This is a genomic window from Micromonospora sp. KC213, assembly GCF_004348325.1.
Taxonomy (GTDB): Bacteria; Actinomycetota; Actinomycetes; order Mycobacteriales; family Micromonosporaceae; genus Micromonospora.
The window spans coordinates 1-11,911 of sequence record NZ_SMKF01000179.1; the positions used below are offsets into that span (position 1 = coordinate 1).

General features: G+C 69.2%; 16 protein-coding genes. 15 read left to right on the top strand and 1 reads right to left on the bottom strand.

Translation table 11 applies throughout. The features are described from left to right. From E1166_RS25625 to E1166_RS25660, 8 genes are all read left to right on the top strand, one after another. Positions 1-449 (top strand): hypothetical protein (locus tag E1166_RS25625; RefSeq protein WP_207914517.1); only part of this gene is annotated, 449 nt, incomplete at its 5' end. 46 nt (positions 450-495) lie between these two features. Further along, positions 496-1,383, top strand: coding sequence for a P22 phage major capsid protein family protein (locus E1166_RS25630; protein WP_165944430.1), 888 nt, complete (start codon positions 496-498; stop codon positions 1,381-1,383). A gap of 13 nt (positions 1,384-1,396) precedes the next feature. Beyond that, on the top strand, positions 1,397-1,837 hold the full coding sequence (locus E1166_RS25635) for a hypothetical protein (RefSeq protein ID WP_132342494.1): 441 nt from the start codon (positions 1,397-1,399) through the stop codon (positions 1,835-1,837). Next, the gene (locus E1166_RS25640) at positions 1,834-2,103 is read left to right on the top strand and encodes a hypothetical protein (protein WP_132342495.1); all 270 of its coding nucleotides are present in this window, start codon (positions 1,834-1,836) and stop codon (positions 2,101-2,103) included. The genes E1166_RS25635 and E1166_RS25640 overlap by 4 nt, the downstream gene beginning before the upstream one ends. Positions 2,104-2,105: 2 nt before the next feature. Further along, positions 2,106-2,537, top strand: a complete 432-nt coding sequence (locus tag E1166_RS25645; protein ID WP_132342496.1) for a hypothetical protein — start codon at positions 2,106-2,108, stop codon at positions 2,535-2,537. After that, complete coding sequence (locus tag E1166_RS25650) at positions 2,534-2,932, top strand: hypothetical protein (protein ID WP_132342497.1); 399 nt, start codon at positions 2,534-2,536, stop codon at positions 2,930-2,932. The genes E1166_RS25645 and E1166_RS25650 overlap by 4 nt, the downstream gene beginning before the upstream one ends. 10 nt (positions 2,933-2,942) lie before the next feature. After that, positions 2,943-3,494, top strand: coding sequence for a hypothetical protein (locus tag E1166_RS25655; protein WP_132342498.1), 552 nt, complete (start codon positions 2,943-2,945; stop codon positions 3,492-3,494). A gap of 106 nt (positions 3,495-3,600) precedes the next feature. After that, positions 3,601-3,882, top strand: coding sequence for a hypothetical protein (locus E1166_RS25660; protein ID WP_132342499.1), 282 nt, complete (start codon positions 3,601-3,603; stop codon positions 3,880-3,882). On the opposite strand, the gene E1166_RS25665 is transcribed toward E1166_RS25660, so the two are convergent. After that, the gene (locus E1166_RS25665; protein ID WP_132342500.1) at positions 3,879-4,253 is read right to left on the bottom strand and encodes a hypothetical protein; all 375 of its coding nucleotides are present in this window, start codon (positions 4,251-4,253) and stop codon (positions 3,879-3,881) included. The two genes, E1166_RS25660 and E1166_RS25665, sit on opposite strands and share 4 nt — an antisense overlap. Between E1166_RS25665 and E1166_RS25670 the strand changes: the two genes are divergently transcribed. From E1166_RS25670 to E1166_RS25700, 7 genes are all read left to right on the top strand, one after another. Beyond that, positions 4,252-6,501, top strand: coding sequence for a hypothetical protein (locus E1166_RS25670; protein WP_132342501.1), 2,250 nt, complete (start codon positions 4,252-4,254; stop codon positions 6,499-6,501). The genes E1166_RS25665 and E1166_RS25670 overlap by 2 nt on opposite strands. Then, positions 6,494-7,378 (top strand): hypothetical protein, encoded by an 885-nt coding sequence (locus tag E1166_RS25675; protein ID WP_132342502.1) that lies wholly within the window; start codon positions 6,494-6,496, stop codon positions 7,376-7,378. Before E1166_RS25670 ends, E1166_RS25675 begins: the two co-directional genes overlap by 8 nt. Positions 7,379-7,391: 13 nt before the next feature. Further along, positions 7,392-8,366, top strand: a complete 975-nt coding sequence (locus E1166_RS25680) for a hypothetical protein (RefSeq protein ID WP_132342503.1) — start codon at positions 7,392-7,394, stop codon at positions 8,364-8,366. Then, a complete protein-coding gene (locus E1166_RS25685) occupies positions 8,363-9,442 on the top strand; it encodes a hypothetical protein (RefSeq protein ID WP_132342504.1) in 1,080 nt (359 codons plus the stop codon). Before E1166_RS25680 ends, E1166_RS25685 begins: the two co-directional genes overlap by 4 nt. 10 nt (positions 9,443-9,452) lie before the next feature. Further along, positions 9,453-10,616 carry a hypothetical protein gene (locus E1166_RS25690; protein ID WP_132342505.1) on the top strand — a complete coding sequence of 388 codons (1,164 nt, stop codon included), beginning with the start codon at positions 9,453-9,455 and terminating at the stop codon, positions 10,614-10,616. Positions 10,617-10,682: 66 nt separating this feature from the next. Next, positions 10,683-11,576 carry a hypothetical protein gene (locus E1166_RS25695; protein WP_132342506.1) on the top strand — a complete coding sequence of 298 codons (894 nt, stop codon included), beginning with the start codon at positions 10,683-10,685 and terminating at the stop codon, positions 11,574-11,576. A gap of 14 nt (positions 11,577-11,590) precedes the next feature. Continuing rightward, positions 11,591-11,911 (top strand): hypothetical protein (locus tag E1166_RS25700; RefSeq protein ID WP_132342507.1); only part of this gene is annotated, 321 nt, incomplete at its 3' end.

Here is an 11,911-nt window from a genome sequence, read left to right on the forward strand (position 1 = left end):
GCACCCCGCCCGCCCCGCCGGCCGTGAAGCTCGACGGCCCGTACGACGAGGCCCGCGGGACGCGGCTGATCGAGAACCTTCGAGCCGAGCTGGCCGCCGAGAAGGCGAAGCGCCAGGCCGCGCCGGGCGACGACGTGAAGGCCCAGATCGACGCCCTCGCGGCCGAGCTGGCGCAGACCCGCGCCGCCGCGCTCGAAGCCTCGAAAAAGGCCGCCATCGCCGAGGCGAAGGTCCCGGCGCACCTGACGGGCTACGTCACCGGCTCGACGGCCGAGGAGATCGCCGCGAGTGCCGCGAAGGTCGCCGCCGACTTCGCCGCGGGTCAGCCCCCGGCCGAGGACCCGCTTCCGGGTCTGCCGAGGCCGGCGCTCACCCCGGGCCGCGCGCCGAACGACGCGACCCCCGCTTTCGACCCCGTCGCGACCGCCCGAGCGGCGCGCGGTTACTGACCCCTGAGAGGTAGCAATGCCGCACAGTTTCGTAATCCCCGAGCAGGTGCTTTCCACCGCGATCGCGCTGGTTCGCGATGATCTGATGCTCGCCGCGACCGTGAACCGCGATTACGAAGACGCCTTCGGCGGTGGCAAGGGCACCGTCGTGAACGTCCGGACCCCCAACACCCTGAAGGCCCGCCGCCGGGCGATGACCGCCGACGGTACCGCGATCGTGACCGACACGATCAGCGAGTCGACCGTCCCGGTCGAGATGACCCAGCACGTCTACAGCGCGGTTGACGTGTCCGACCTTCAGATGCGGATGGACATCGCCAACTTCACCCGGCAGGTCACCGTTCCGCAGGTCCGCGGCATCGTCGAGGACCTGGAAAACCTCGTGACCGAGACCATGCAGGCCGTCCCCGAGACCCTGACCATCACGTACGACCCGGCGAAGCCGCAGCTCACCTTCACCAAGGCCCGAAAGGCGCTGCGGGACCTGGGCTTGCCGAGCGACGGCCTGTGGGCCGCCGTCGGTACTGGCGTGTACGCCGAGCTGGTCGACGCGAGCGCCCTCACCGACGTGTCGCAGTCGGGGTCGACCGAGGCTCTTCGTAACGCCAACGTCGGCCGGGTCCGTGGCTTCATGACCATGGAAAACAACAGGCTCGAAGACGACGAGATCATCTTCTACGGCCGCGATGCCTTCACTCTGGCGATCCGCGCCCCGTTCCCGCCGGACGGTGCCGCCTTCTCGGCGTCCGAGTCTGCGAACGGCTTCGCACTGACCTGGGTCAAGGACTACGACTCGAACGTCCTGAAGGACCGGTCGATCTTCCAGACCTACGCCGGGTGCAAGGCCATGCCGGTCAAGCGCCTCGCCAAGGACGGCTCAACCTCGCTGGTCACCCCGGCGATTCGGGTCCTGACCTCGACCGTCCCGGCCTGATCGGAGTACCCCCGTGAGCCTGCCCCCGCTCGCCCCGGTCGCTGAGTTGGAGCGGCGGCTAGGGCTGGCCCCGGGCACGCTGGCCGGTACCGACCTCGTCCGGGCGGGGGTGGCACTCGAAGACGCGAGCGCCCTCGTCCGCGCCGAGGCCGGTACCGACTGGGTCGCCGAGGACGGCGTCACGATCACGGCCCCGCCCGTGGTCGCCACCGTCGTCCTCGCGGCGGCCCTGCGTGCCTACCGCAACCCCGACGGCTACTCGGGCGAGTCCGTCGGCGACTACGCCTACCAGTACGCCCGCGAGGCGACGTCGATGTACCTCACTGCCGCGGAAGTGACGATCGTCCAGCGGGCCGCCGGCAAGCTAGCCGGCTCGGGCGTTTACACAGTCCGTACGCCGTCGGCGTACGCCGGCCCGCCGGCTGCGGACCCGTTCCCGGCGGTGACGGCGTGAGATTCCCCGACCCCGTGACCGTGCTGCGCCAGACGACCGCCGACGCCTACGGCAACCCAGGGTCAGGCCCTCACGTGCCGGTCGGCGAGGCGGCCGGATTCCTGACTGGCGACGCGGTCTTCCTGCCTGCCGGTGCGGACGTACAACGCGGCGACCGGCTGGCGATCCGCGCCGACACGTACGATGTCGAGGGCGACCCTCGCCGGCTGCGGTCGCCGTCGCGCGAGGTCATGACCCGGGTGTCGGTCCGGCTGCGACGGAGGTAACCATGGCAAACGCCCGTATCCGGCTCGATCACAAGGGCATTGCCGAGATTCTGAAGTCGGCAGGGTTCGCCGCCGCCATGGCGGAGAAAGCCGAGGAGGTCGCAGCACACGTACACGCCCATCACTCGATCCGGCGGCACGGAATGCCAGTCGAGACCGGCCCCTTCGAGACCGACCGCGCGACACAGTCGGTCACCATCGCGCACCCCGGCGGCCTCGGCGTACAAGGGAAGTACGGCGTCCTGACGCAGGCCGCGACCGCCGCCGGCCTCGAAGTGACAGCCGAGACCGAGCGGGCGAAGATGCGCAAGCGCGCCGAGACCCGCCGCCAGCGCCAGAGCGAGACGGCAGAACAGCGCGAGCGCCGTCTAGCAGTCGCCCGGCACCGCCGCGAGCTGGCCCGGCTGCGCCAGCGGGATCGGTGGTCGTTGTGACCCGCGCTCCGATCCGCTTCGCCGACCCGCGCGCCGCAACGCTGGCCGTACTGCGGGCCCTGCGCCCGGACGTGCGCTTCGGGACGTTGCGCCTCGAAGACTTCCCCGAGGGCGACGTCCCGGCCCTGCCGTACGGCCTGGTCGCATCGGACGGTCTCTTCGTCCGGCTGCGCGCGACCGCGACCGCCTCGGTCCGCGTGGCCGTCTGGGCCGAGGAGGACGCCGCCGGTTACGACCTCGCCGACGAGCTACACGCCACGCTCCTCGCGTACGAGGGCGGCCCGAACCTCTTCGGCTTCCTGGCGCAGACCGGCCCCCTCCCCACGGACGACCCGGACACGGGACGGCCGATGACCTACTTCACCGTTCGCGCCCGGCTGCGCCCGCGCGAGTAAGGAGAGCGCCATGGCTGGCGACAGCACGAACGTCAATCAGTGGACGGACGCGGACGTTTACACGGCCGACCCGAACACCGCCGGACCGACCGACCTCACGACCGCATGGGGCGCGGGCTGGTCCGCCGCCGGCCTCCTCGACGGCGACGAGGGCTTCACCGAGGAGCGCGAAGGCGACACTAACGAAAAGTACGCCTGGGGCGGAAAGCTCGTGAAGGTCGTCAAGTCGAAGCACAAGCGGACGATCAGCTTCGTTGCGATGGAAGACAACCCCGTTGTCTTCGAGCTGGTCAACCCCGGTAGTACGCGCACGACCGACGGCGTCACCGGCATCACGACCGCAACCGTGAAGGTCCCGCAGACCGTCGAGATCGGTATCGGGTTCGAGGTCCGCGAGGGTACGAAGGTGAAGCGCCGGATCGTGAAGCGCGCGGTCGCCGAGGTCGACGGCGAGACGAAGGAAAGCGAGACCGAGCCGACCGTCTACACGATCAAGGTCACGATCTACCCCGAGGCCGACGGCACTCTCTACACCGAAATTTCCGGCGACACCGCGCCGTGATGCACTGAACGATCAGCACTACTCGGGCCCCGGGACCGCCGCGCGGACGGTCTCGGGGCCCTCCCTTTCCGCGCCATCCGCGCCGCACTCCCGAAGGAGCCCCCCAATGTCTGGTACCCGTCCGTCCCCGGCCCGCGCCGCTCGCGCCGAGGCCGCCGGCAAGGTCGCACAGTTCGTGTTCGACGGCGAGACCTACACCATTGCCCCCTCGGCGGACTGGGACCTCGACGTTCTCGACCGCTTCGAAGACGGCCGCGTCCTGGGCGCGGTGACCCTGGTCCTCGGCCCCGAGCAGATGAAGCGCTTCCGCTCGAAGCCGCGCACGATCGGCGACCTGAACGCCCTCTTCGACGAGGCCCAGCGGGCCGCAGGGATCGCGGGAAACTAATCGCGCTCGCCCGGGTCCTTGCCCAGCACTACGCCGCCGTAGAGGCCGATCTTCAGCGCTTCTACGGCGTCGCCCTCGGGGACCTGTGGACGGGCGCGCTCTCGCTGCGCCGACTGTGCGCGCTGGTCTCGAACCTGCCGCCCGGCTCGGCGACCTGGGCCGCCGAGAGCGGCCTTCCTGTCGGCACGACGCCGGCAGACGTCCTCCTCGCCGACGTCTATCACGCGCTTACCGGCCAGCCGCATCCTCTGCGCCCGAAGCCCTCGGCCGAGGCCGAGAAGGCCGCCGCGGTGACCCGTCACGAACACCTCGCCGCGCGGCTGCGTGCCCAGCGCGCCCGGCTGGCCCAGCACCGAGAGGAGGCCCCGCATGTCGAACGTGGGTTACGCGACGTTGCAGGTAATGCCGTCGCTGAAGAACCTTCACCGGCACCTGACGCGGGAAGCCACCCCCGCACTCAATAAGTGGGCGAAGGAGGCCGGCGCAGCGATCGGCGACACGATCGCCGCCGAGACGTCCGCCGGTCTGTCCCGCTCGATCAGCGACGCGATTCGCGAGGGCGGCGAGGACGGGGCCGCGCGCGTAACGATCGTCGTCGCCGACCAGGCGGCCGAGGGTGCCCGCCGGGGCGTCCGTGACGGTCTCGCCGACGGTGCCGAGGAGGGCACCCGCCGGATGCGGACCCGCCTCCTCGGCGCGGTTCGCGACGCGATGCGCGGTGGCTTCCGGCTGGGCTTCCGCGAGATGTTCGCCGGCTCGCAGTCACAAGGCGACCGGATGCGTCGGTCGCTGGGTCTGGGCATCGCCGCAGGCTTTATCGAGGGTGGGCGGGACGGTTTCCGGGCGCTCTCTGCGGGCGTCCGAAGCTTCATCTCTAACGCGAATGACGCGCTCGCCGGAATGGCGAAGACCGCGCTTGCTGGTGTCACGACCGTACTTCAGGGAGCAGGCACGACCGTAGCAACGGGCGGTTTGAATCTCCTCCTCGGTGCACTCCTCGCGGTCGCCGCTGCGATTCCCATCGTGGCAACCGGATTCGTCGCTCTCGCCCCGGCCGTGCTCTTGGCTGGCGGTCTCTTCGGGTCGTTCTTTACGGTCCTGGCCGGCGGTACCGCGTCGATCGGTGTAACCACCCTCGCCTTCCGCGGCCTGGGCGACGCCTTCTCCGAAGTGATGGAAAAGGGAAAGGCAACGGATGAGACGCTGAAGCGGCTGTCGCCGAACGCTCGGAAGTTCGTCAAGGCGTTTCAGGGACTACGAAAGCCGCTGTCTGATCTGCGTAAGTTCGTGCAGGACAAAGTCTTTGCCGGCCTCGACGCCACCCTGAAGCGATTCGCTACGCGGTGGCTCCCCGCCCTAAAGCCGATGCTCGGCGATCTCGGTACCCGCTTTAACCGCTTCGGCAAGACGGTCCTAAACGCGCTCTCGCGGCCCGAGTTCATCAAGAACACCCAGGCCGCCGTAAAGGGCTTCGGTGACTTCCTCGACCGATTGGGGAAGGGCCTTGATCCTCTGATCGGGGCCTTCGGCAAGCTGGCGAAGGCGAGTGTTCCCTTCCTCGCTGCGCTCGGCGACGGCCTAGGCCGCACGTTCGAGAAGTTCGCCGCGTGGATCGCGCAGGCCGAGAAGTCCGGCGCGCTGGCGCAGTTCATGAAGGATGCCGCGCAAGCCCTGAAGGATATTTGGGCGATCGGCGGCCTCGTGATCGGCATCGGTAAGGAGCTGATCAACACCTTCTTCCCGTCCTCGAAGAAGGCGTCGGACTCATTCCTCGGCGGCGTGCGCGGCGCACTAAAGAGTGTGCGCGACTGGCTGGCGAACCCGGAGAACAAACAGAAGATCCAAGAGTTTATGGATAAGCTCGGCGAGCTAATCAGCAAGATCCAAAACGAATGGATTCCGCGCATTGCCGGGTGGGCAGGCAAAGTCGACGAATGGGTCCGAAAGGTCGAAGGCTGGGGCGCGACGCTGTCCGCGTGGAAGGACCGGGTCACCGGCATTTTCAACGCCGTAGCCGCGGTGGTCGGCCTGAAGATCGCCGCGATCCGTGGGTTTCTCAACTCGATAGAGATCACGGCGGCGCGGGTTATCGCTTTCTTCCTGCGGATGCGTGCGGGGGCCATGGCGCAGCTCGACCGCCTGGTCTCGGCTGCGCGAGACATTCCCCGGCGCATCCTCGGCGCACTGGCGGGCCTGCCCGGCCAGATGTTCAGTATCGGCGCGTCGATTGTGAGCGGCATGGTCCGCGGAATGCTCTCGCGCGTCGGCAACATCAGCGCGGCGGGTAGTCAGCTCGGTGCGGCGGCGATGAACGCCGCGAGACGGGCCCTCGACATCAACTCCCCGAGCCGAGTCTTTATGGAGATCGGCCGGTACACCGCCGACGGCATGGCCCTGGGCATCACCCAGGGCACCGGACGGGTGACGAAGGCAGTCGCCGACATGACCGCCGCGCCCGAGGCCCCGGCGAGCCGAACCACCGGCGGCACGACCGCCGCCGCGGGCGGCCCGTTGATCGGGAATCTCACGCTGGCCCCGTCTCGCGAGAGCGCACGCGATCAGCTCGAAGAAGTGACGTTCGCGCTGCGGCGCATCCGGCGAGGGGGCGTGTATGCGTGACGGAGAGTGGACGCTGAGCCTCCCAGGGGCCGAGGTCACCTGGGGGCCGGCGGACCTACCCATCGTCAACATGGCCGCTCCCGACCTCGGCGACGTCGGGATTACCGACGACGACACCGACCGCCCCCGGGAGGACGGCCGCGCCTTCGGCCAGGACTTCCGGGGCGGACGAACGATAACGGTCGAGCTGGGCGTCTTCGGCGACAGCGAGGCCGAGGCCCGAGCCACGCTCGCCGGTCTCGCGACGGCCTGGCGCGGCGACGCGGTCCGGCACACGCCCGGCGCGGTCGCCGAACTGCGCATGAGGCACGCCGGCCGCGAGCGGGTCGTTTACGGGCGGCCCCGACGCTTCGCCTCTGACGAGACCGAGATTCACGAGGGCGTGGCCGAGGTCGTCGCCGACTTCGCGGCGGTCGACGACGTCTTCTATGCCCCCGACGAGGACTCACGAACGGTCACGCTCGCCCCGCCGACTGGCGGCGGCCTGGTAGCACCCCTCGCCGCGCCACTGACGACCACCGCCACATCCGACCGCTCGGCGGGAATCACGGTCGGCGGCGAGCTGGGCGCGTGGCCGGTCCTGACGATTTACGGCCCGGTCACGAACCCGGTCGTCGAGGTCGTCGGTCAGTGGCGCTTCGAGCTGCGTACGACGCTCGCCTATGACCGCTCGGTCACGGTCGACACCCGCCCGTGGGCCCGCGTGATCCTCCTCGACGGCGGCGGGTCGCTGGCCGGCGCGGTGACGCGCAGCTCGCCTCGCCTCGCCGCGATGGCGCTCCCACCCGGCCCGTACGAGCTGGCCTTCCGAGGGATCGACGAGACCGGCACTTCTTACCTCCGCTTCGCCTGGCGCGAGGCGTACCCGACCCCGTAGGAGCGTGTAAACGATGGCGTTCGACCCTGTCCCGTGGTTCGTGGGCGGTGGTGCCGAGCACTCCCCCGAGGTCGCCCGGATGGTCGCCTATACGGCCTTCCGCGGCAACGAAGGCACGATGGGCCCGGCCGACCTGGGCGTGAGGGCTCTCGCGGTGCCGGGTACGTCGGTCCGGGTCATGCCGGGGGCGTGCTCGATCCTGTCTCGCGCGACCGGTGGGACCTATCAGGCGTACGCGGCCCGAATGCCGGCCGAGACCGTCGTCCCGATCGCCGCGACCGGCTCGGGGGGCGGGCGTTCGGATTTGGTGGTCGCTCGCGTCGAGGACCCCTTCATGCCGGGCGAGCCGTGGGCCGAGCCCCCGGACGTCGCCGCCGGACCCTACGTCTTCGCCCGCGTGATCTCGGGTGTCCCGTCCGGGACGACGTCCGTCGCCGCGCTGGGCCTCGGATACAGCGCGATTGCACTCGCCCGCATCGACCTACCGGCGAATACCGGCACCGTCACGCAGGCGATGATCGTCGACCTTCGGCAAGTCGCCAACCCCCGCCGAGACCGGTCGCTGATCGTGTCGTCGCCGTCTGGCATCACGAGCCTAACGACGTCGACATACGTCAATTTTCCTGACGCAGCCGTGAAGCCGGTCGCGGTGCCGAGCTGGGCGACCCACGCGCGCATCGTGCAGAACGTCGCCGGAACACTGGCGTTCGGCGACAAGGTCAACGGGGCGAGCAGGGTCAAGCTGGGGACGGTCACCGGGCAGGACACCAACTACGACACCAACGGCGCAGTTGGTGGCGATGCTCTCGACCGGCCGCTACTGACCGCCGACACTCTGGCGATTCCGTCGGCGATGCGCGGGACCACTCAGAACGTATCGATTCAAACCCGCGTGACCTACCGGGGCGCATCAGGTACAGGCGAGCTGCGGGCGAACACTGCGACCACGATCGTGACCGATGTCGAGTTTTTCGAGGCCCCCGAGTGACGACCTGGCGGTACATCGCGCAGCGCGCCGTAACGAAAGAGTGGCTTCACTGGGACGTACCGCTAACCCTCGACGATCTGTCGTGGGCGCTATCCGGCCCCGGGTCGCTTCGCGGCACAGTGACGCCGGACGTCGGGCAGCTTCGAGGTGCCGACGGGCTTCCGCTATTCGACGAGTGGGGCACATTCCTGTTTGCCGAGGCAGACGGCGAAATCCGGTGGGGCGGAATCATCATCCGCTCGCACTTCACCGGCCCGGACTGGCAAATCGAGGCGGCGGGCTTCAGTGCCTACCCGCATGGCCTGCCCTACGGCGGTGCGGTGTCGACGACCTCGATCGATCCGGCCGACGCTATCCGCGAGATATGGCGGTACGTACAGGAGAACGAAGACGGGGACCTCGGCGTAGTCATCGACCCGACGACTACGCCGATCCGCCTCGGAAAGCCCGGCGAGCCCTACGCGATCAATTGGTGGGAGGCGACCGACTGCGGCGGCGAGATTGACGCTCTGGCCCGTGAGACTCCCATCGATTACGCCGAAGAGCACTACTGGGACGGCGAGGAAATCGCCCACCGGCTACGGCTCGGCTACCCGCGGCTCGGTCGGAGGCGCGACGACCTGGCGTTTGAGCAGGGCGTGAACGTAGTCGAGGTCGTAGAGGTCGACCGCGACGGCGGCGAGTTCGCGAACGCGATCCACGCGCTCGGGTCCGGCGAGGGCCGGAAAGCCGTCGTTACCGACATCGCCGAGCGGGACGGCCGGCTTCGTCGCACGTTCGTCTACACGGACAAGAGCGTGACGACACGAGAGCGCCTGACCGCGTTCGCTCGCGCCGAGCTGGCCGCCCGCCGCAACGTCGCCGAGATCGCCTCGGTCGAGGTCGTCAACCACCCTCACGCCCCGATCGGGTCCTGGGCGTTGGGCGACGACGTTCTGATCCGTGCGTCCCTGCCCTGGCTGGGCGATGTCGCGATCTGGCACCGCATCACCGGATGGTCCCTGGTCAGCGACGACCGGGCCGTCCTCGATCTGCGTCGAAGTGACGCCTTTACTTATGGGGGAGCCGTTGCCTAGCTCGGACACGTTGGCCCGCGAGATCGCCGACATGCGCCGCCGGTTGACTGCGTTGGAGCGCACCGCCCGTCTCCCCCGATCCTCGATCGACGGTGGCGCGTTGACTGTCACCGACACCGACGGAACGCCGGTCCTGACCGTCGGCGCGCAGGATGACGGGTCGTATGCGGTAACCGGCGCTAACGGGGGTCAGGTCGTGGCGACCGCGCTCGACCTGCCCGCGGGGTCGATCACTGAGACGGAAATCGCGAACGACTCAATCAGTACGCCGAAGCTGCGAGCGAACGCGGTCACAACCGACAAGATCGAGGCTGGGGCCATCACGGCCGACAAGATATCGGCGGACGCAATCGACGGTAGGACCATCACGGGTGTCGAGATCGTCGGCGGCAGCATCACGGCCGGCGGGGCCGGGCAGACCGTACTACTCGACGACGACGGCGTAGGCGTGACCGGCTCGGGCGGGCGGTACGCAACCCTGAGTCAGACGGCGCTTAACCTGAACGCCGGCAACCCCGACGGTCATTCCTTCAGCAACGAAGCGAAGTTGTTTGCCGAGATCATCAACTCCAACGGGATCGACAAGGCAATCCTTCGCCTGATCTCGCCGTCGGTCGACGGCTGGCCCGCCGTACCTGGCTCGCGCATCTCGGGCGTCAACCTGTACGGCTCCGACGCCGCAGGCGGTTTGCCGTACGTGGCACTGATCGGCGACCGGACAGAGGTACTGGGAAAGCTGTCGGTGAACGGCGACGCCACCTTCGCAAACGGCAAGCTCGGGGCGCAATGGCCGACGGCCGAGGTCACCTCGCCGGTCACGCCGACGTCGACCACGTTTGTCGACTTGCCCGGGGCGACGATCCCCGTCACCACGACGCGCCCCGGGGCGCGGTACCTGGCACTGTGGACGCTCGACGGCGACCTGACGGCGACCGGTGCGGCGACTGTCCCCGTGCGGTGCATGGTCGGGGCGACCGCGCTAGGCCGTCAGGCGATCATCAACTTCAGCAACGTTGCGGTAGGCGCGCGGGCGACGCCGGCCCAGTTCATGCCCGGGGTCCTGGCCACCGCGGGTGACCACGTCTTCAAGCTTCAGGCCGCGCGGGCGTCCGGTACGGGCACTGTGCGGATCAACGCGGTGCACACGGCGTTGACCGTGATCATCTTCGAGTAACCGCGCCGCAGAAAAGGCGATCCCAGCTTCACGGGGTCGCCCTTCCTTGTGCCGAAAGGAGGCCGTGTGACCACAGCACCGAAGAACCTACTCGCCGTGCGGTCGTTGCTACTGACCCACCTCAACACCGACAAGGCCAACGCGCGGGCTGCGGACCTCGAACCGGTAGAAGTCGGCATCGTCGGCGACCCGGCGCACCGGGGCGGTTATCACTGCGGGCGCGACCGCGTCGTTACGGGTGACTATTCGGTGGTTGAGTCCCGCCGGGACGCCGACGGGCTGAGCGATTTCGCCTCGGCCCTCGATATCGGGCAGTTCAGCTACCGCGACGCGCTGGGCCGGACTCATAACCTCCACACCTTTTCCGTATGGCTGGTCGAGCAGTGCCGCGCAGGCTTCGCCGATACCCGCGATATTCGCGAGATCATCTATTCGCCGGACGGGAAGACCGTCAAGCGCTGGGATCGCCTCGGAAAGCGAACCTCGGGCGACTCTTCCCACCTCTGGCACACGCACATTTCGTTCTTCCGCGACGCGACGAAGTCCGGCCGCGACCTGAGCGGCGTCTTCCGCCGTTACCTAATCTTCATCGGTGCCATTAAGGAGGCCCCCGACTTGGACGCCACCGAGAAGCGCCAGCTCGCCGAGCTGCACGCCGCCCTCCCGCAGATTCGCGCCGTCCACGCCGCGCTGACCCGTCTGCACGGCGCAGAGCCGATCGGACAGGTCTACTTGCGTATTGCCGAGGGCGTCGACCACGCCCAGGGCGCGACGCCGGTCAGCCACCCGACCCTCCGCAGCATCGGCGCGCAGCTCGCCGAGGTGAAGGCCACACTCGCCCGCCCGACCGTCGCGGTCGACGCCGCCCAGGTCGCCGCCGCGCTCGCGGCCGACACGGGCTTCCGCGCCGCGCTCGCTTCGGCCGTCGCGGATGAGCACGCTCGCCGACTCGCCGAGTAAGGACACCACCGCCCATGCCGACGACCATCACGACGACCGCCGAGGGCCCGCCGCCGGACGGCACGGCGTCCATGCTGATCATCCTCGCCCGGCTTGAAGGCAAGCTCGACGTAGTCGCCGCCCAGCACGGCGCGAAGCTCGACGAACACTCCCGCAGGCTCGCCGACGTCGAGTTCCGCCTTCGCGCCGAGGAGGCCCGCCCGGCGACCGCGCCCGAGGTCGACGCCCGTCTTCGGGCGGTCGAGTCCCGCCCGGTCGTCACGCCCCGCGCCGTCTGGGCCGCCGTCGGCACGGTGGGCGCGCTCGCCATCGGCGCGGCGGGCGTCGTGATCAAC